Origin of the sequence: Aureibacter tunicatorum, assembly GCF_036492635.1 — a bacterium.
Lineage (GTDB): Bacteria > Bacteroidota > Bacteroidia > Cytophagales > Cyclobacteriaceae > Aureibacter > Aureibacter tunicatorum.
The window spans coordinates 2,542,694-2,563,210 of record NZ_AP025305.1; the positions used below are offsets into that span (position 1 = coordinate 2,542,694).

Consider the following 20,517-nt stretch of genomic DNA (forward strand, 5'->3'; position numbering starts at 1 on the left):
CTTCAGATCCTTTTTTGCTCATACTATATAAAAATAGCGTTTATAAAATTAATGATGCCACTAAGCCAAAAATGATCAATGGAATATTGAAATGCAAAAAGGTTGGTATGCACGTATCTTTAATATGATCATGCTGATTATCCATATTTAATCCTGAAGTAGGCCCCAACGTGCTATCAGACGCAGGAGATCCTGCATCTCCCAAAGCTCCAGCCACACCTAACAAGACTATAATCCCTGCTGCGCTAAAACCGAGCTCAATTCCTAATGGACAAAATATGGTCGCCAATATCGGAATCGTTCCAAATGAGGTTCCTATTCCCATGGTTACCAACAAGCCCGTTAAAAGCATAAACAATGCGGCCAGAACTTTGCTATTTCCTACGATCATATTTAAATGTCCTACAAAAGCTTGGACAGCGTCAGTTTCACGAAGAACTTTGCCGTAACCAGAAGCAACTAACATGACAATAGCTATAAAAGCCATCATTTGCAACCCGCCTTTCATTGTATCTTCCATTTCAGACCATTTCAAAGTGCCCGATATTAGCAATACTCCCAGACCTGTCAAAGCACCTAGAGGCAAAGACTCCGTTGATAATTGAACTACGAAAGCTGATATAGCGCTTATTAATGTTAATGTATGTGACTTATTCCATTGAAAGCTTTGAGTATCTTCAGGCTCATTATATCCAGATGTCTTATAATTTCTTTGGCCAGAATAAGTTATAAATACGGCGATCAACAATCCCGCAAACATGCCTAAACCTGGAATCAGCATTGATTTCCAAACTTGACTGGTTTCAACGCTAACTCCATTAGCAATCATTTGGTCTTTGATTAAATTATGAAAAACCAATCCGAAGCCTACAGGAAGCATAATATAAGGGGCTTTCAAGCCAAAAGTTAATCCACAAGCCATTGCTCTTCGATCCAACCTAAACTTGTTCATAATTCCCAAAAGAGGCGGAATAAGAATTGGAATAAACGCTATATGAATAGGTATTAAATTTTGCGACAGGCAAGCTATAAAAACAATAATGAAAATTAGAATTACTTTCTTTCCTTTCACTAATGATGAAATTCTATTGCTCAATATCCCAGCCAAACCCGTTTGGCTAATTGCGATGGCATATGCTCCTAAGAGAATATAACTTAATGCCGTTTCAGCATTGTCCCCCATTCCAGATATTAAAATATCCATCGATTGCTTAATTGACAAACCAGCGGCAACTCCGCCTATTAAACCGGCTATCAATAAAGATAATATAACATTAAGTCTGCAAAGACACAATATGATCATTGCCAATACAGAAACTAGAACGGGATTGAGAAGTTCCATCAATACTTTTTTTTCAAAAATACTGATTCTATCTTTTTAATTGTATGACTTAGATTAGTTTTTAGAATAAAAAACATTATGTTAAATAATGACAACTAGATTTTAACCTTCCTCTTAAGTTATTCTAAATTCAATCAAACCAATTATTAAGTTCTTGCTCACTGGACAATAGATCATACTTGAAAATATCTTTCACCGATCTTTCAATAAGCATTGTCTCATCAGGATCTTCGCTCTCAACAATAGCAACCCGACCTATTTTATTGCTTTTTTTAATCTTAGTCCAAAAATGCTCTCGCAGCCATAATACTGTACTGATCTGCAAGTCATGGTTAAAAATTGTAAAATCCAAAGCTATTTGTATGGGATGATATTTTTCAATTGATTGTTCGATATGATGAAACTGGTTTTTTAAATGATCCTCAGTGACAAAGGCTGTATCTTCCCAAACAACCAGAAGCGCTTTTGAATCTATATCAAATGAGATTCTTAAATAGGTGGTTTTCAAGACTTCATTCATCGCAATAATTTAAGGTTTCTCTTTATTCCTTATTGCAAAACAGTCTTTTGAATTCTTTGTTGGACAACGAAAGCCTTTTTATTCGCTCTCCGCTTTTATCATAGTATACTAATATGTGCAATTCAGCTTCGTACACATACTTATCTCCCATATACAAAGGTTGTTGATCATCACCGATATTTACGATTTGATCCAAAGTAGGCTCAATTACCAAACCTTTTATACTACTTAACACTCCTTCTTGCCCATTCTGTCTTATTATAAGCACCTTTTCTTTTTCATTTTCAATAAGCACCTCGAATTCATTGAATTTCTCTCCGAAAAGTTTCTTCTCATATATATCGTACAGTTGCCATGTATTTTCTTTCTTAACCAAGGCTATACTATCGTTCCAATGTTGAATTTCTCCAAACTCAAACTTGCTTACTCTTTTATTTTGATAGTTTATAAATCCGCTTTTATTCCACAAATTCCCCACTAGCAACGTGTCATTATAAACTTCCAATGTCCTTGAATACGTAGGCTTGATATACATGTCCTTTTCCATGCTATACAAACCGAATTTGCTATTCAAAAACAAATCAAAGAATCCTTTTTTCGACTCCGTAATTCCATTGTAAACAGTCTTAAGCAGGCTTTTACCCTCTGGAGATTTTAAGCCTTTTTTATTTTTAGCCTCTATTATCAAATATCCCGAAGGTGACACGATAACATTTTTAAAATATCCTTTTAAAAACTCCTCCCCTTGCTCTCCAAATATTCTAACAATTCTTGTTTTGTCTTTTACTTCTAAAAAATCTTTTCGATCATCACCAGTAAGGTTGTTTGTCAAAACGCGTAAAAGGAGTTTTTGAGCTTCAACAGTTAAAACCTCCTTGCTATCAGAGAAAAATACATTCGCATTTTGATTTTCAATTGCAAATACAAATTCATCGCTTACTAAATTCACACTGTCATATTTAAAATCCAGAGTGTTAAGGTCCAATGAATCCCTTAATTGCAGTGCCCACTTCTTATTAAACTGAAATGAAAGCCAATTTTCATTAAACAATATTTGTTCAAAACTCTTATGGCTGATTTTTTCTCCTTGCTTATCATAAATTTCAGATCCAGAATCATTATTAACAATCCAATAATTCGAATATCCATAAATTCTTTGCTTTCCAATAGAAATTACTTGCTCGTCATTTTTATTCAACAAGACCTCATCTCCATCAACAATTCCAATCACATAATCATTTGACACGACTTCGTAATCATCGTATTTAAAACTCAACAACAACGGTTCTCCAATTCTGGATAGAATTTCGTCTTCATGAACTATAGCCAAGCGATCACCATTGTCAATGATTAAAAAACCATTATCGTATTCTATGTCATCATAGTTAGCTCTAAGGATTTCAATGCCAGTAGCAGAATAAAGGCCTACATCGTCAGACTTTTGAGTTAATATAAAAGATTGATTCAAGAGTTTTACTTGATCAAATTTACCCGAAGGACATATCTCCCAACCACATTCATGAACAACAAAGCTTGACTCAGAGTTTATAAGCCCAATAAGACCATATCCAAGATCTTTTGCTTCAGTAAAGTCCCCTTGATAGATTTCTTTACCATTCCTACCTAATAATATGCCTCGATCATCATTCTGCCCCATTAGAAATGAAGTCTTTATGTCTCCACAAACATAATTTTGGGGTATTTCATCAAATTCTTTATCAAAAAGCTTTTTCCCATTTGGCTTTATAAAATAATATTTTGAAATATCCTGATCAAACATCGGGGTAACATAACCTATCCTATCCAAATTCATTACATTTTCAATAGAATCCTTATAAGGCAATTTGGGAAATCTCTCAAATATAGAAACCGTATCCTCTAAAGTTCTATACTGCGCCAACATATATGACGCTACCTCTCTTGAAATTGGAGAATCAAATCCATACTCTAGTAAAAAATCATAGGTAGAATCTAGATCATTAGAAGCGCATTGTAGTTTAAAAATTCGCGTTTCAGTTTCTCTAAGATATGGCGAATTTGGGTTCGCTGACCTAAAACTCTTTAAGCTTTTAAGACTTCCATTTTTTGTTTTCGTCTCATATAATAACTTGTCATATTTAGCTTGAGCTTTCGGCACTTGAACAGCCTCAGGATAATTGCGCATAAAATTATAAAATGCCACAAAAGTATTTTTTTCTTCAGCTTCCTTAAAAGCTAACTCATTTCTCAACGCTATCGCTTTCTTTAATTGCTCGCTATTAATATATGTGTTAATAAAATGCTGATAGCCTGAAACCGTATTTAAATTCAATGCGATATCATATGCGGCTTTTTCAACATGCTTTCTTTGTGTGATCAGTGAATTTTCATTAACTCCAATCTTATTAAGTCTTGACAAGGCCTTTTCATCACTTATGGAATCAAAGTAAACTATTGATTCTACAATATAATGAAAAGAACTATCAGGGCTATACTGTTGAAAATCCTCTGTTAAAAACAACTGGGACAAAATCAAATTGGCGTTCACATTAGCTTTGTCTTTATGAACATCTTCTTTCAATAGCTCCAAAGCCTTAGAATACTCTTTCTTCGCCAAAAATTTTTGCGCTTTTTTGGTATTGTCAGCCCTTAAGTCCAAAGAAACTAAGCTAAGAAAAATAAAAAAAGCGATGATGATTTGACTCCTTGATTTCATTGAAATATTCCTCTTTATCAACCACTAAATAAATAATTGGAGCAAATTATATAAACTATGCCACAAAAAATAATTGTTAAAAACAGAAATTAAAATAAATCTATTTTTAACAATTAATTATTCAAATATAAATAAAATACTGGTTATACGAATCAATTACTCCAATACTCTAGATTATCCGAAGGCTTCATTTTACCATCTTCTGTCACAATCAAAGCGTGTGTGTCTTCAAGTTTGTTAATCAATTCAATCCCCTTGTCAACCCCTAATACAAATACAGCTGAGGCTAACGCATCTGCATAAACTGCATCCGAAGCAACTATAGTCACGGATTTAATACCTCTAGTTGGATAGCCTGTTTTTGGATCAAGTCGGTCATGATACATTTTATCATCCACTTCTTTCACTTTCTCATAATTCCCAACTGTAATCACCGCCTGTCCATTTGCTCTGAACCATGCTGTTGGTTGATTTAAAGAATCCGAAGGTGGAGAAGACAAGGCAATTTCCCAGTCCGTGCCATCTTCTTTTAATCCCCAAGCATAGATATCACCATCAACATTGATCAAACCATGTTCAATGCCTTTGTCTATCATTTCATTAGCTCCCATCTTAGCGGCATATCCTTTACCAATTTCCCCGAAGCCTATCTTCATTCCTTTGTTCTTAAGATAGACTGTCTTCTTATTTTCATCTAAAATGATATTCTTATAGTTGATCAGACTCAAGGCTTCTTGAATCGCGGCTTGTTGAGGCAATGATTCAACCGCTCCGTCAAAGTTCCACAGATTCGCTAAGGAAGCCGAGGTTATATCAAAAGCACCTCCAGTCATCTCAGATATTTTCTGACAAGTCGCTATTAGCGAGTATAAATCATCATCAACCTTGACAGGTTTTACGCCAGCATATTTATTGATTTTATTGACCTGCGACTTTGGATCCGAAGACGATATCAATTTTTCAATGTTCTTAATCTCTTTAATACCCTTGCTGATTCCTTTCTTAGCCAGCTTTTCATTATCTGTGACAGCTACAACCTTAAACTCATCTCCCCAAAATGTCGCTGATTGAGCGTATGAAACCTTCACTGCTTTTTCTTGAGACATGCCGACAAGAGGCACCAGTAAGAAAAAAGCGTAAAATGCAATAATAAGTTTTTTCATAATTTTTCCATTATATCAATATAATCGTAATTTTAACACCGCGAATGGGCATATGTTCATACAGCAAAACAAGTGACACAAACAAGAATATTAAAATAATTTAATTTTGAAAAAAATAGCTCTTATTACAGGTGGATCTTCAGGCATTGGAAAAGCAATAGCGTTACATTTATTTCAAAAAGGATATAAAGTATATGTTACAAGCCGAAAAGCTACCGCTAAATCAAGCGAAGGTTTGCATTATTTGCAAATGGATGTCAACAATAGTGAATCTGTAATTGAAGCCGTCAATACTCTTAAAGCTGAAGAAAAAAGAATTGACGTCTTAATAAATTCCGCGGGCATTGGCATCATCGGATCGATTGAGGAGTTGCCTATTGATACAGTCAAAGAGGTTTTTGAAACGAACTTCTTTGGACTCACTAGAGTGTGCCAAGCTGTAGCTCCAATCATGCGAGCGCAAGGATCAGGACATATCATCAACATTAGTTCAATAGCCGGGGAAGCTGGCCTTCCATTCAGAGGGCATTATTCAGCCAGCAAATTTGCCGTTGAAGGGATGACAGAAGCCTTAAGAATGGAATTAATGCCCTTTGGAGTAAAAGTATGCATAATACAACCAGGTGATTTCAATACAAACATTAGCCAACATAGAAAAGGAATAGAAGTCGACCGTTCATCCCCTTACTATGAAATGCTTCAAGTTGTCAATGATGAAATTGCTAATGGAATGGAAACTGCTCCCACTCCTGAACGAGTAGGCCCGTTTACAGAAAAAATATTGAATAGCAATTCTCCAAACTTAAGATATCGAGTTGGCGCATTGCTGGAGACAATCACTCCTATATTAAAGAAATTCTTGCCGTATAAGACTTATGAGAAGCTTATCATGAATCATTATAAAATGAATCAAAAAAAATAGGAATATGCATTAGTGCATATTCCTATTTCATGTATATACTCATAAGAATTCATTAATTGAACCCTATCTCTAAAACTCAGCCAAAGACTTTTCTAAATTATCAATAAGTTTTTTACCTACTTGTCTAGGCTTTTGCTGTTTGTAATCTTTTAATAGCTCAAGCGCTTTTTTCCCGAACTCAACAACTCCTACTGGGTTGCCGTCATGGTTATAACTTCCATGAACATATTTGAGCTTATCGATAATTTCATCGAAATCTCCTTTAGTATTGATTTTTTCAAATTTTTCTAAAGCCTCGTTCGTACTTTTCAACAAGGCGATATTCTCTTTTGGTTCATCCATAATGATAAAAAATATATTTCTTAGAAAACAAATACAAGCATCTTACTTCAAAAATCAGGCCTTTGATAATTAAGTAAAGATTAATAATAATTAACAATTGAAATTAAAAAGAATTATGGCTTAAAAAAAAGACATAGGTCATCATTAATATAATCTTTACAAAGACATAAACACCTTAATCGATCTGGCTCTTAGAAATGTTTTATCCTCTACTATTTCAACCGCATTTTTACGATCCAAGATATCTTCGCCCATAGGACGCGAAGTATCAATAAGTCTTTTCCAAGATCTTCCCGGGCGAAGGTCAGTTGGCAACTCGAATTCGATGCCTTTCCAATAAGCATTGATTACAACGTATAGCCTTTCCATTCTTGTTGGGTGTTGCAAATCGAAAGCAAGAGTATGAGAGTGATTTGCCCAATCCGCGCGATCTATTTCCTTTCCATGCCAATTAACAAATGGATATTTATATTGCTTGTTGTCGCATAGCCAAGTGTCAATAGCCATGATTTTCAATGATTGGGTCAAATGGATTATCTTTTTTGTAAAATTGAATACCTCCTTGTTCTTATCAAGAAGAGTCCAGTCCATCCAACTTATCTCGTTGTCTTGACAGTATGCATTGTTATTCCCATTCTGCGATCGTCGAATCTCATCCCCCATCAATAACATTGGAGTGCCTTGCGAAAAAAATGTCAATGCCATAAAGTTCTTTATTTGCTTAACTCTTAATCGCTCTATTTTTTCATCATCAGAATGCCCTTCCACTCCACAATTCCAAGCAACATTCTCATTCATACCGTCACGATTTCCTTCATTATTAGCATGATTATGCTTCGAATTGTAAGAAACCAAATCATTAAGGGTAAACCCGTCATGACAAGTCACAAAATGTATGCTTCTATCCGTGGTCCTGTCTTCTTTTAAAAATAAATCCGGAGAGCCCACAATTCTAGAAGCAAGCTTTCTCACTTTTCCCTCGTCACCTTTCAGGAAACCCCTTACATCATCCCTATACTTTCCATTCCACTCGGCCCACCTGTCACCAACAAATGTACCTACTTGATAAAGTCCTGCGGCATCCCATGCTTCCGCAATCAGTTTCGTGCTTGCTAATGCAGGCTCTGATTCAATTTGCCATAATATTGGTGGATTTTTGATAGGAGCACCATCTTCGTCACGAGACAAAACAGAGGCAAGATCAAATCTAAAACCATCAACATGCATCTCTTTCACCCAATAGTTCAGAGCATCTATTATCATCCTTCTAACTACAGAGTGATTAGCATTCAGAGTATTACCGCAACCTGAATAATCCAGATATTTGCCTTTATCATTCTTTTTAAGCATGTAATAAGAATGGTTAGCCAATCCTTTCATAGACAAATTTGGACCATCGACTCCTCCCTCCGCGGTATGATTAAACACAACATCCAGAATCACCTCAATACCTACTTTATGCAATGCTTTGACCATATCCCTGAATTCATTCAGAATGGTGTCGGGATCTTCTTCAGAAGCATATGACCAATGGGGCGAGAAAAAATTGATTGGGCTATACCCCCAGTAATTCTTCAATGGAGGCTTGACATCTTGTTCATCAAAAGAAAATACCGGCATCAACTCAACAGCAGTGACTCCTAATTCCAACAGATAGGGAATTTTATCTATAATCCCTGTAAACTTTCCTCTTCTCTTAGGATTTACATTGGAACTTTCATGTTGAGTAAATCCTTTGACATGCATTTCATAAATAACGGATTCCGAGTAAGGTCTATTTGGATGCGCATCTCCATCCCAATCATAATGAGAAGTATCCACGACAGCGCATTTCATTGCGTAAGCGCCATTATCCCCCTTGCCTTTGGCTTCTTCTCTTTTATAATTGCTATTTAAAACAATTTTCGCATAAGGATCAACCAACACTTTGTTTCCATCATGCCTAAACCCTTTGCCCAAATTCTTAGCTCCATAAACTCGGTAAGCATACAATTGTCCATGCCCAATGCCTTTGACAAACACATGCCAATAATAATACGTTTTGTTGTCTTTACAGCACAAATCAATCACCTGAGTTGGTATCTTATCATGAAGATTATCATAAAGAAGCAACTCAACTCTATTGGCTTCAGGAGAGAATATACAAAAATTAACTCCACCATCCTTTATCGTCGCACCTAAAGGAAACGACTCTCCTGAAAAATCATTCTCAATTTTATCCATATCCCTGAAAACAAAAAAAGCTGCGAAACGCAGCTTTAGATTATAAAATATATTGACTTAAATCCTTATTTTGAACTGTGCCAGACAGTTTCTCGATGACCATCTCTTTCGTGACGGCTATTTTCGCATTTGGCCCAATCACATCCGGAACATCAAAAAGCAATTCATTCAACAGAGTACTCATAACAGTATGCAATCTTCTTGCTCCAATATTCTCAACTTCAGAATTTATTTCAAAGGCCATTCTCGCCATTTCATGAAGTGAATCATCAGAGAAAGACAAGCTTACTTCCTCGGCACCAAACAAAGCTTCATACTGTTTAGTAAGCGCGTTTTTAGGTTCTTTCAAAATCTGATAGAAATCACCCTCTGTTAAATCCTGCAACTCAACTCTGATAGGGAATCGACCTTGAAGCTCCGGTATCAAATCCGAAGGCTTTGAAAAATGAAAAGCTCCAGCAGCTATGAAAAGAATGTGATCCGTATTAATAATACCATATTTGGTAGAGACACTGCTGCCTTCTACTATTGGTAGCAAATCCCTTTGAACTCCTTCTCGGCTTACATCCGGACCACCCTTTGAAGCCGCTCCTTTTGCAATCTTATCTATTTCATCGATAAAAATTATACCCGTATTTTCAGCTTTTCGTATAGCTTCCTCTTTTACCTCGTCCATATCTATCAATTTGGCTGCCTCTTCATCAAACAGAAGTTTCTTAGCCTCCTCAATAGTTACTTTCCTCTTTTTGGATTTCTTTGGCATCATTCCACCAATCATCTCCTGAAGATTGATCATAGAAGCCTCATCCATCATTCCTCCACCGATCATACCAACATTGGCATTCGCAGCTTGCTTCACATCAATCTCAATCTTTCTATCATCAAGTTCGCCGGACTTTATTTTCTCGCGAAATCTTTCACGTGTTCTTTCGTTCAACTCAGCATCGCTTTGCGGTTCTTCAGCTTCTGAAGACGTGCTTATCCATTGGCCTTTTGGAGTTGAAGTACCCTTAATAGGCGGGATCAAAGCGTCCAAGATAATTTCCTCTACAATTTCCATTGCCTTGTCTTTCACTTCAGCCTTTTTAGCTTTTTGGACAAGTTTCACAGACTGCTCCACCAAGTCCCTGACCATGCTTTCCACATCCCTTCCAACATAGCCTACTTCCGTAAACTTCGAAGCTTCAACTTTGGTAAATGGAGCATCAGCGATTTTCGCTAGTCTCCTAGCAATTTCTGTTTTACCCACTCCTGTAGCTCCTATCATCAAAATGTTGTTAGGAACGATATCACCTTGGATTTCCGACCTAACATTCATTCGCCTCCACCTATTTCTCAATGCGATGGCTACATTTCTTTTTGCGTCGTTTTGTCCAATAATATATTTATCAAGCTCCGCGACAATTTGCCTTGGAGTTAAATAATTCGAATTCTCGATCATTTTGTAATTTTAATCTTTAGTTATTTTTCTTAAAAACTCGATTCATGTTCAACGATAAACTGACATAATTTGTTCCGCCTGCGACATTGTAAAATCCATGACCATAAGCAAAATGAAATGCTCTCACATCTAAGTTAAATCCGAAAGCAAATCCAGACATTCTCGGAGCTTCAAGATGTCTAAGCTCAGATTTGATCTTATGATTGTATCCCAATAAGATTTTGAATGGTTTGCTAATCAAAAGTTCTCCCCCAATTACAACATGGCTAAACACCTGATCAAAAGCTCCTACGTTTCTTTCCTCAGAAGCTCCGCCTGTTTCATTTTCCGGATTATACAGATCATTTGTATTTGTGAGATTATATATCGTCATGGTAAATCGAAAAGGCATATGCTCAGGCTTGTAAGCAAAACCAGCTTGCACATCCAATGCCATGGACAAATCGCTTGACTCTGTATATTGACTTAAAACGAACCCTGCGTTTTTAATCATCAACCCAACCACCAAATCCTTGTCCGGATGCACAAATTGTCCGCCCAGATCAAAAGCCAAGCCACTAGATGAATAACCCGCTAAGTTAGAACCAACAAACTTGATGGACGCTCCCAGTCTAAAATGCCTAATTTGATGACTTTTGCTTATTGAAAACACATAATCCCTAGCGCTTTCCTCTCCCATATAAGTGCCATTAGGATCGTAAGCGTCGATTTTTCCATAATTAATATATGTCATTCCAACAGCCCACAAACCTGTGTGTTTTTCTTCAAAACCATAAGCCAAGTTTGTCAAGGTCATTTTCCCAGGCAAAAACCCCATATTTATTGATGGCCTTTTCAACATTTCATCATTTAATGAAGAAGGGTTATTCTGAACGAAATCAATATTGTTGCCTCCTTTGGTGATATTAACACCTCCCAATGCGGCGCTTGTCGCATTTGAAGGAACATTTAGAAAATCAAACGAATTTCCTCCCAAAGATTGGCCATAGGACTCCAAACTTGCCATGATGGTCAAGAAAGCTAATGTGGAAATCAAAGCTGGAAAGTTAAATATTCGCATACGGGTCATTATGTCAAGGTTATCCAAACAATACTTTACTAACTGACAATATACACTAATTATAATAAAATAGAAATTTGATTAGCAACTAGACCTTTCGTAGGCCATATTTATGTCAATAATTGATTAAAAAAAGCAACGTATGAATCAAACGTTGCTTTCTATACTATTCAAATAAATAAAATTTTACTCTAAAATAAATTTGATTGGATTCTTCACTTTTTCTTTCAATAAAGCCAATGACAACACTTCGCTCACATCGCTTACATAATTGATATTTAGGCCTTTCAAATATTTAGCATCGATTTCTGAAATGTCTTTCTCATTCTTATTAGACAAAATGATTTCCTTAATTCCAGCTCGTTTTGCAGCTAATATTTTTTCCTTAATACCTCCAACAGGAAGTACTCGACCACGCAATGTTATCTCACCAGTCATAGCTAGTTTCGACTTGACTTTACGCTGAGTAAATACTGAAGCTAAAGCCGTAAGCATAGTGATACCGGCAGAAGGTCCATCCTTAGGCACAGCTCCCGCAGGCACGTGAACATGCAGGTCGTAAGTATCGAAAATTCGATAATCGATCCCCAAGTCATCGCTATGAGACCTCAAATATGAAAGCGCAGTGATTGCCGATTCTTTCATGACATCACCTAATTGTCCTGATAGTGTCAGCTTTCCTTTTCCTCTGCTTAAACTTGCTTCAATGAACAATATTTCACCACCAACTTGAGTCCAAGCCAACCCTGTCACAACACCTGCCGTTTTATTATCTTGATAAATCTCTTTATCAAACATCTCCGGCCCGAGAATCTCAACAACTCTCTCTGGAGTTATCGTTTTATCATACTCTTCTTCCAATGCCACAGATTTGGCTACATTTCTAACGACACTTCCAATCTTCCTCTCCAAATTCCTCACACCCGACTCTCGAGTATAATCATCAATTAACTTGGTAAACGCAGTTTTATTGAAAGCGATTTCACTGCTTGTCAAACCATGCTCTTTGATCTGCTTAGGCAATAGGTGTCTTTTAGCAATTTCTCCTTTTTCCTCAAGCGTATAACCATTGATCTCTATGATTTCCATTCTATCCCTCAATGCAGGTTGGATAGTATCCAAAGAATTGGCAGTCGCAATGAAAAGAACTTTAGACAAATCATATTCCACTTCTAAGTAATTATCGCCAAAAGCAAAGTTTTGCTCCGGGTCAAGAACTTCCAACAAAGCGGAAGATGGATCTCCTCTAAAGTCAGAACTTAGCTTATCTATCTCATCCAAAACAAAAACAGGATTAGACGTCTTTGCTTTTTTGATATTTTGGATGATTTTACCCGGCATCGCGCCTATATATGTCTTTCTATGTCCTCTAACTTCAGATTCGTCATGAACTCCTCCCAATGACATTCTTACATATTTACGTCCCAAGGCTTTAGCAATAGACTTACCCAATGAAGTTTTACCAACTCCCGGAGGTCCATAAAGGCATAAAATAGGTCCTTTCAGATCTTTTTTAAGCTTCAATACAGCCAAATACTCAATAATTCTATCCTTAACCTTGTCAAGTCCATAGTGCTCTTTATTAAGCACCTCTTGAGCATTTTTCAAGTCAAAGTTATCCTCGGAATACTCAGACCATGGAAGATCTGTCATCAACTCAAGATAACCTAATTGAACAGGATATTCAGGCGCTGACGGATTAAGTCGAGATAGCTTGTCGCATTCTTTCTTAAAATGGTCAGCAACTGCTTTTGGCCATTTCTTGCCCTTGCCTTTTTTCTTGATATCCTTTAATTCGCCATCAGGACCTTCTTGCCCTAATTCATCTTGAAGAACTTTCATCTGCTGACGAAGAAAGTAGTCGCGCTGTTGCGCGTCAATATCAGAATGGACTTTGCTGTGAATCTCCTGCTTGATTTCCAACATCTGGATTTCCTTAAGCATAAACTCCAACAAAGTAGTGGCTCTATCCAACAAATTCTCCTTTTCCAAAAGCTCTTGCTTCTGGATTGCCTCCACATTTAAATTAGAAGACAAAAAATGAATCAAAAATTTGTCGCTGTCTATATTATCAAGCGCTATTTGAGCCTCCTGAGGGATATCTGGATTCAATTTGAAGATCTTGTTCGCAGACTCTTTCAACGAGCTAACCAAGACATCAACTTCTTGATGATCTTCCAAATCTTCCTCTTTCAGAATATTCGGTTTCACCAAAAGATAAGGATCTTCTTGCTTAACTTCTTCGATCTCAAACTTTGCTTTGCCTTGGATAATAATTGTCGTATTACCATCTGGAAGCACCAACATCTTTATGATCTTGGCTACTGTTCCAACAGCAAACAAATCCTCCAAAGACGGATCCTCGACTTGATTATTCTTTTGAGTGATAACACCTATCAACTTCGAATCCTTGTAAACTTCTTTGACCAATTTCACAGATTTAGCTCTTGATACAGTGATTGGAATCACTACTCCAGGAAACAAAACCGTATTTTTTATCGGCAATATTGGCAATTCATTTACATTCTCATTCTCCAGCACTTCATTATCATCATCCACATCAGCAGTCAATTGAATGATATCTCCGGATTCGTCACCATCCAGATCATTCATCAACACTGATGCTCGTATTTTATTATTATCTTCTGTCATATTTCAAAATCCTCACATTGCCAATCTGGCAGTATATTTGTTTTTTCAATTAATCGCAAATCAGCATTCTATTAAACAATAGCTGTGCCAAAAAAAATGCTTTATATTTTTTTAACTAATCTACGAAAATAACTTTATATTTATTAATATGTCTTTCCAAAATAAAAATCTTCTAGGCAATAATGAATAAGACGAAATGTCATCTGCTTTTTACTCTGATAATTATCCTGTTTGCATGCCTCATTCACAGCCCTGCAACAGCTAAAAATAAACATATTGAAAACACCCAACAACAACGATATACTAGCCGTCCGATATCCAAACTCTTAACCTTTCCTTACTTACAAGAAAGGTCATATTACTACAATAAAAAGAGGTTAAGCAAGATCGAAGAATTGTTTGATAAAAAAGATTGGGAAGCATTATACCCTAAGCTGTATGACTATATTCTAGAATTTGGAGTTGAGAATTTCTACAAAGATTCACATTGGCTTTGGAGATTTGCCCAATTAACTGAGCAGTTTTATTCTCCACAAGACGCTAAAGACATATACCGTCTAATTCTAAAACATCATCGCAATGACCTTGACCTCAAGCCCCTCATCATTGAATTTGATTCTTTATCGCAAACTGAAATCAGCCAATATGTAGACCTTGAATATTATTATGAACTAGTTGAGTTTAGAAAGCACATTGACACGCTCAGGCCTCCTATGGGGATAAGGCAAAACATGGGGCATTATATCAATTCAAGAAAATCTGAATATGGACCATCGTTAAACGCTGATAATGACATCTTTATATTCACTTCAAAAAGAAACAAAAAAAGAGTTGGAATGGATGAAATTGTCAATGAAGACATTTTTTATTCCAGGAAATTCGGGGACGACTGGGAGGAAGCGCACATGCTTGAGGGCGTCAACACACTATACAATGAAGGCTCTGCTTGCTTAAGCAAAGACAAGCAAACACTTTACTTTTCAAGATGCGACTCTCCAGACGGATATGGCAATTGTGATTTATATGTAGCTAAGTTGCAAGACGATGGTTCTTGGGGAGAAATAAAAAATTTGGGTCCAAATATAAATAGCATCGCTTGGGATTCTCAACCTTCATTATCAATTACAGAAGACACATTGTTCTTTGCTTCTGACAGAATTGGAGGATTTGGAATGAGTGATATTTACTACAGTATTAAGACGCCTAAAGGCTGGTCAAAAGCCGTCAACCTAGGCCCTGTAATCAATACGAGAAACAGTGAAGTTAGCCCATTTTTTCACCATAAGCATAACGTTTTATACTTCAGTTCGAATGGACATTATTTAAATTTCGGACAATTTGACATATACAAATCAAGGAGGCTGACAAACGACCTTTGGGATGAACCAAGAAATATCGGTCCCCTTGTCAACAGCCAAGAAAGCGAGTATTACTTCACCATTGATATTGACTCGAAATATATCTTTTACTCCAAATCAATCGATCAAAACAACGACAATCTGGACCTTTATTCTTTCCCATTGCCAATGGGAGCACATCCTGAGTCATACACTCAATTCTCAGGAAGAGTCACAGACGATGAGACAGGCGAAGCGATGAGCGGAATTGTCTCAGTAATCGATTTGGATGAAGGTGTTGAAGTCGCACCCAAATTTCTAGACAATGAAGGCAGATTCAGCTTCGACCTTATTGACAAAAGAAATTATCTTTTGATCATCCAAGGCGAAGACTTTTTCAGAATTGAGAAAATCTTCAACCTCGATGGAGATACAGAAATCAATGAAAAAACAAGTTCTATTTCCCGCAAAATTAAATTTGAATCCATTGAATTTGAAAATGGAGAAGCCAACTTAACTGGTTCCATGTACAATGACCTTCAAAATATTGCGAACTTTATGCTCGACCATCCAACCTTCAAACTAAAAATCTCCGGACATACTGACTCTGATGGAAATGAAGCCTTCAACCTGAAACTATCTCAAGAACGAGCTGACAATATTAAAGACTATTTGGTTAGTTTTGGTTTAATCAATGAAAAGAGAATTGAATCCAAAGGCCACGGAAGCTCTAAACCTATAGTAAATGAAACTTCCGAAGAAAACAAAAAAATGAACCGAAGAGTCGAGTTTGAAATTTACCATCCTACAGGAGAGGAACTTGAAGAAATCAACAACATACTGCCTGAAGAAAATTTAGAAGATTGGTAAATTTTTATAAAAATCACAACACACTGGTATAAATATTGATATACTCTTAACAGTGTTAGTGTTTAGTTATTTATTAGGTTGATGTAAAGAAGGTCGTTCTTGTCCAGAGCGGCCTTCACCTATTTTTAGACACCTGCTATTCCCTCCCTATTTAAACCAAATATTAATAAGACCCCATCTCTTAAGAAATAAGTAAAACAATTCTCTTTGGTATAAATCATGCTTTTGTATAATTAGATCTTTTTACAACAAGTGTCTAAAGACAATTAATATTCGACAAAAAATATAGCCGGAGAATCCCTCAAAACCATTTTTAAAGGCAAAAGGATATGCATCTCCAAAAAAATGCATGTAATATTTTTATTGAATTTCACAACTTTCATATAAACACATTTAATCACAATGGACAATATACACGGAGGATTAAGCCGTACAATTGATCCTAAAACAGCAGCTGAAACCTTTTACGATGCAGTAATTGTCGGTTCGGGAGTAAGCGGATCAATTGTCGCTAAAGAGCTTTCAAAACAAGGCTTTAAAGTTTTGATCATGGAAGCAGGGCCTGGCAAAGATTTTTCATTGGAAGGCTATTTCGAATTCAGAAAAAACTTCTTCACCAACCCGTCAAAAGACAACAACTCTCCATTCTTACCTAATCCTAACGCTCCAATGCCCAGAAGCACGGATGTGAACAGCTTAAGGCCAGGAGAGCCTAATACAAACAGCTATCTAGTTCAAAATGGTCCATTCGTAAGCGATTCTTCCTATTCTAGAGTCGTAGGCGGAACAACAATGCACTTTGAGTCTAAAACCCCGAGAATGCTCCCCGATGATTTCAAAACAAGAACACTGTTTGGCAGAGGTTTGGATTGGCCTATTTCATATGATGAGCTTAAGCCCTATTACAGAAAAGCTGAAAATGAAATGGGTGTGTCTGGAGATGTTGAAAGCCAAAAGTTTGACTATATAAATCCAGAAACTGGCGAACTTGAACGTAAACCGCTATATGATGAGGAATACGTCTATCCAATGAAAGCCATGCCAGCAACTTATTTGGACAAATGTGTTTCCAAGCATATCGACGGTACTGAAGTGGATATAAGAGGAGAAAAAAGGTCAATTCAAATTCGAAGCTTTCCACAAGGGCGTAATGGCATTCCAAATGAAAAGTACAAGAAATTCAATAATGGAAAAATCTTCGTTCCTCAGGGAGCGGTAAGTCATCATCAAGCAGAAACCGGAGAAAGGTGTCAAGGCAATACTAATTGCACGCCTTTATGCCCTGTCCAAGCAAAATATGATGCAAGAAAAACGCTTGCAGAAGCGCTTAAAAACCACTCTGAAAATGAGTTTTTGACAGATTTGCTTGTTCATGCCGTAGCCTCTAAAGTTGTAATTGACAAAGACAATGGCAGAGTCAAAGAAATAGACTGCAAGATATATGAAGATATCAATTCCAATGGTTATGAAACCATTAAAATAAAAGGCAAAGTTTTTATCATAGCCGCAAATGCAATCGAATCAGCTAGACTAATGCTAGCATCAGGTCTACAATGCTCAAATGGACTTATCGGCAGAAATCTCATGGATCATCCGTTTCTTCTTAATTGGGCTTTGCTTAACGAAAATGCGGGAACTTATAGAGGCACAATATGCACATCGGGCATTTCCGATCTCAGAAGCGGTCATTTCCGTAAGCATCAAGCCGCTTTTGCTATGGACATCCATAATGATGGCTGGGGTTGGGCTACAGGTGCTCCATACACGAACTTGATAGACATCGTCGAGAATCAAAACAAATTCGGGAAGCAATTAAGAGAAGAATTAGTAAAACAACTATCGCGTCAATTGCTTATGGCCACTATGATCGAATTGCCGGCACAACATAGCAATAGAATAACTATCGACCCTAATTACAAGGACCATCTAGATAATCCTCGCCCCGTCTTGTCTTTTAACATCCCCGACTATACCCTTGAAGGAGCTAGCTATGCAAGAGATTTTTCTAAAAGACTATTCCAAAATTTAGGAGCTGAAGATCATACGTCCTATTCTCCATTAAATTATGGTTATGTTAACTATGGTGGCGAAGGTTACGAACTCAAGGGAGGAAACCACTTGGCCGGCACTCATATAATGGGCAGTTCCTCTTCCAATTCAGTAGTGAACTCAAAGCAAAAGTCTTGGGAACATGAAAACCTTTATCTTGTCGGAGCAGGTAGCATGCCTTCCATTGGAACTTCCAATACAACACTTACAGTTGCAGCCCTATGCTTTATGAGTACTGAAAGCATAATTAGCGACATAAATAAATACGACGCTTAACATTTATTTTTTAAAACATCACAAATCTATTATGGAATTAGGTGAAATAAAATCCAAAGAAGATCTATTTAACTATCTGGAAGTAGCTATTCAACTCGAACATGCGACCATCCCTCCTTACATGACCGCTTTGTATTCTATTATACCAGAATGCAACCAAGAAGCTTATAATTTGATTCGGGTGGTTTTAGTGGAGGAAATGCTACACTTAACACTATCAGCTAATATTCTCAATGCCATAGGAGGCAAAGTCAACCTCACAAAAAAAGGATTCTGTCCTGAATACCCTACATATCTGCCAAGTGGAGAAACCGATTTCAAAGTAGGTCTGGAAAAATTTTCCATTGATGCTGTTGAGACATTTCTTGATATCGAAAGACCTTCAGAGCCACATAAAGAAGAAGGGGAACTACCCGGCTTAATTAAAAACATCTTAAACAGGCATTCAAAATGCGTTCTCCCGATTTACAAGGACAAAGATGGAGAGGAAAAACACTTCTATAGCATAGGAGACTTTTATTCCGCTATTGCAGATGGCTTGGAAAAAGTCGCTGAAAAAATCGGAGAAGAGGAATTATTCAATGGCGACCCGACTTATCAAGTTACTCCTGAATATTACTATTCTGGTGGTGGAGACATCATACCCATACACAACTTAGAAGATGCAAAAAATGCGATTCGATTGATTTCTGAACAAGGAGAAGGCCATAATGGAACGATCTACGAAAGAGAAGGCGAGCTATCGCACTATTACAGATTCGAACAACTCAAACTGGGAAGGTACTATCATCCGGGAGACAAACCAGGCCATCCTTCAGGTGAAAAATTAGATATTGATTGGAACGCTGTATACCCAATACTCTCTAATGCGAAATCTGAAGACTATCCTAACAATACTTCTGTTTATGATGCGAATACAGATTTTAACTTCACTTATAAAAATTTTCTTAAGAAGCTGAATACCGCATTCTCCGGCGAGCCTAGTTACTTGCTCAAGGCTGTTGGGGAAATGTTCGAAATTAAATTCAAAGCGTATCAGCTGATGAGAAATCCTATTCCCAAAAACACTCATCTTAACGCTGCTCCTACTTTTGAGCTTTACACTGATGAAGTCCTCAATTTCAACTTAACTACCGCAGAAGAAAATGGAAAATAACAATCCTCAACTCGACCTTTTTCTTGACTTCTCAGAAAAACTAACAGCTTTTGACGACTATACACTCAATGGCACAGGACAAGTAGAAGAATATTACTTTCATATTAATCAAATCATTGGTGATGATATCATGAAAAAGCTGCTTGACCAATTCCAAAGCATCAAAGACCAAGCAGATTTTGAGCAATCACTGCGCGCTGAAATTCTTTCGTGCGAGCTATTAGGGCCTGTGACAAGGAATATAATAAAACTTTGGTTTACAGGTACTTGGTATCAACTCCCTAAAAAGTGGATGGAAAAATACAGCATAAATGATCTTGACAAAACATATGTAATCTCCTCAAGATCATATGTCGAAGGCTTGATGTGGCCAACTATAGGAACCCATCCAATGGGCGCTAAAGGGCCAGGATATGGCACTTGGACTGAAGCTCCAAATATTCCAACAATTAAAGACTAAACAGCTACC

Annotated in this window: 14 protein-coding genes; 5 read left to right on the forward strand and 9 right to left on the reverse strand. The window is 36.9% G+C overall.

Annotated elements, in window-relative coordinates; genetic code table 11:
• Window positions 1-40 precede the first annotated feature (40 nt).
• The 4 genes from AABK36_RS10935 to AABK36_RS10950 form a co-directional block, all read right to left on the reverse strand.
• Window positions 41-1,342, reverse strand: coding sequence for a Na+/H+ antiporter family protein (locus AABK36_RS10935; RefSeq protein WP_309939063.1), 1,302 nt, complete (start codon window positions 1,340-1,342; stop codon window positions 41-43).
• A 130-nt stretch (window positions 1,343-1,472) separates the two neighbouring features.
• Window positions 1,473-1,862 (reverse strand): hypothetical protein, encoded by a 390-nt coding sequence (locus AABK36_RS10940; RefSeq protein WP_309939061.1) that lies wholly within the window; start codon window positions 1,860-1,862, stop codon window positions 1,473-1,475.
• A 22-nt stretch (window positions 1,863-1,884) separates the two neighbouring features.
• The gene (locus AABK36_RS10945) at window positions 1,885-4,557 is read right to left on the reverse strand and encodes a WG repeat-containing protein (protein ID WP_309939060.1); all 2,673 of its coding nucleotides are present in this window, start codon (window positions 4,555-4,557) and stop codon (window positions 1,885-1,887) included.
• 152 nt (window positions 4,558-4,709) lie between these two features.
• Complete coding sequence (locus tag AABK36_RS10950; protein ID WP_309939059.1) at window positions 4,710-5,720, reverse strand: FAD:protein FMN transferase; 1,011 nt, start codon at window positions 5,718-5,720, stop codon at window positions 4,710-4,712.
• A 106-nt stretch (window positions 5,721-5,826) separates the two neighbouring features.
• On the opposite strand from AABK36_RS10950, the gene AABK36_RS10955 reads away from it, so the two are divergent.
• Window positions 5,827-6,642 (forward strand): SDR family oxidoreductase, encoded by an 816-nt coding sequence (locus AABK36_RS10955; protein WP_309939058.1) that lies wholly within the window; start codon window positions 5,827-5,829, stop codon window positions 6,640-6,642.
• Between the two features lie 69 nt (window positions 6,643-6,711).
• Here AABK36_RS10955 and AABK36_RS10960 read toward each other — a convergent pair whose 3' ends face one another.
• From AABK36_RS10960 to lon, 5 genes are all read right to left on the reverse strand, one after another.
• On the reverse strand, window positions 6,712-6,984 hold the full coding sequence (locus AABK36_RS10960; protein ID WP_309939057.1) for a hypothetical protein: 273 nt from the start codon (window positions 6,982-6,984) through the stop codon (window positions 6,712-6,714).
• A 156-nt stretch (window positions 6,985-7,140) separates the two neighbouring features.
• Window positions 7,141-9,207 (reverse strand): glycogen debranching protein GlgX, encoded by a 2,067-nt coding sequence (gene glgX, locus AABK36_RS10965; RefSeq protein WP_309939056.1) that lies wholly within the window; start codon window positions 9,205-9,207, stop codon window positions 7,141-7,143.
• Window positions 9,208-9,247: 40 nt separating this feature from the next.
• Window positions 9,248-10,648 (reverse strand): ATP-dependent protease ATPase subunit HslU, encoded by a 1,401-nt coding sequence (hslU, locus tag AABK36_RS10970; protein WP_309939055.1) that lies wholly within the window; start codon window positions 10,646-10,648, stop codon window positions 9,248-9,250.
• 16 nt (window positions 10,649-10,664) lie between these two features.
• Window positions 10,665-11,708 carry a type IX secretion system protein PorQ gene (gene porQ / locus AABK36_RS10975; RefSeq protein ID WP_309939054.1) on the reverse strand — a complete coding sequence of 348 codons (1,044 nt, stop codon included), beginning with the start codon at window positions 11,706-11,708 and terminating at the stop codon, window positions 10,665-10,667.
• A gap of 186 nt (window positions 11,709-11,894) precedes the next feature.
• Window positions 11,895-14,360 carry an endopeptidase La gene (lon, locus tag AABK36_RS10980; protein ID WP_309939052.1) on the reverse strand — a complete coding sequence of 822 codons (2,466 nt, stop codon included), beginning with the start codon at window positions 14,358-14,360 and terminating at the stop codon, window positions 11,895-11,897.
• Between the two features lie 182 nt (window positions 14,361-14,542).
• On the opposite strand from lon, the gene AABK36_RS10985 reads away from it, so the two are divergent.
• From AABK36_RS10985 to AABK36_RS11000, 4 genes are all read left to right on the forward strand, one after another.
• Window positions 14,543-16,567, forward strand: a complete 2,025-nt coding sequence (locus AABK36_RS10985) for an OmpA family protein (protein WP_309939051.1) — start codon at window positions 14,543-14,545, stop codon at window positions 16,565-16,567.
• A 402-nt stretch (window positions 16,568-16,969) separates the two neighbouring features.
• Entirely contained in the window at window positions 16,970-18,892 is a 1,923-nt protein-coding gene (locus AABK36_RS10990; protein ID WP_309939049.1) for a GMC oxidoreductase, read from the forward strand.
• A 31-nt stretch (window positions 18,893-18,923) separates the two neighbouring features.
• On the forward strand, window positions 18,924-20,048 hold the full coding sequence (locus tag AABK36_RS10995) for a ferritin-like domain-containing protein (RefSeq protein WP_309939047.1): 1,125 nt from the start codon (window positions 18,924-18,926) through the stop codon (window positions 20,046-20,048).
• Window positions 20,038-20,508 (forward strand): hypothetical protein, encoded by a 471-nt coding sequence (locus tag AABK36_RS11000; RefSeq protein WP_309939046.1) that lies wholly within the window; start codon window positions 20,038-20,040, stop codon window positions 20,506-20,508. The genes AABK36_RS10995 and AABK36_RS11000 overlap by 11 nt, the downstream gene beginning before the upstream one ends.
• Window positions 20,509-20,517 lie beyond the last annotated feature (9 nt).

Excerpts from the sequence above, each read along its gene's own strand:
- AABK36_RS10935 (WP_309939063.1), bottom strand. The coding sequence starts at position 1,342 with ATGGAACTTCTCAATCCCGTTCTAGTTTCTGTATTGGCAATGATCATA.
- AABK36_RS10940 (WP_309939061.1), bottom strand. The coding sequence starts at position 1,862 with ATGAATGAAGTCTTGAAAACCACCTATTTAAGAATCTCATTTGATATA.
- AABK36_RS10945 (WP_309939060.1), bottom strand. The coding sequence starts at position 4,557 with ATGAAATCAAGGAGTCAAATCATCATCGCTTTTTTTATTTTTCTTAGC.
- AABK36_RS10950 (WP_309939059.1), bottom strand. The coding sequence starts at position 5,720 with ATGAAAAAACTTATTATTGCATTTTACGCTTTTTTCTTACTGGTGCCT.
- AABK36_RS10960 (WP_309939057.1), bottom strand. The coding sequence starts at position 6,984 with ATGGATGAACCAAAAGAGAATATCGCCTTGTTGAAAAGTACGAACGAG.
- glgX (WP_309939056.1), bottom strand. The coding sequence starts at position 9,207 with ATGGATAAAATTGAGAATGATTTTTCAGGAGAGTCGTTTCCTTTAGGT.
- hslU (WP_309939055.1), bottom strand. The coding sequence starts at position 10,648 with ATGATCGAGAATTCGAATTATTTAACTCCAAGGCAAATTGTCGCGGAG.
- porQ (WP_309939054.1), bottom strand. The coding sequence starts at position 11,708 with ATGCGAATATTTAACTTTCCAGCTTTGATTTCCACATTAGCTTTCTTG.
- lon (WP_309939052.1), bottom strand. The coding sequence starts at position 14,360 with ATGACAGAAGATAATAATAAAATACGAGCATCAGTGTTGATGAATGAT.
- AABK36_RS10985 (WP_309939051.1), top strand. The coding sequence starts at position 14,543 with ATGAATAAGACGAAATGTCATCTGCTTTTTACTCTGATAATTATCCTG.
- AABK36_RS10990 (WP_309939049.1), top strand. The coding sequence starts at position 16,970 with ATGGACAATATACACGGAGGATTAAGCCGTACAATTGATCCTAAAACA.
- AABK36_RS10995 (WP_309939047.1), top strand. The coding sequence starts at position 18,924 with ATGGAATTAGGTGAAATAAAATCCAAAGAAGATCTATTTAACTATCTG.
- AABK36_RS11000 (WP_309939046.1), top strand. The coding sequence starts at position 20,038 with ATGGAAAATAACAATCCTCAACTCGACCTTTTTCTTGACTTCTCAGAA.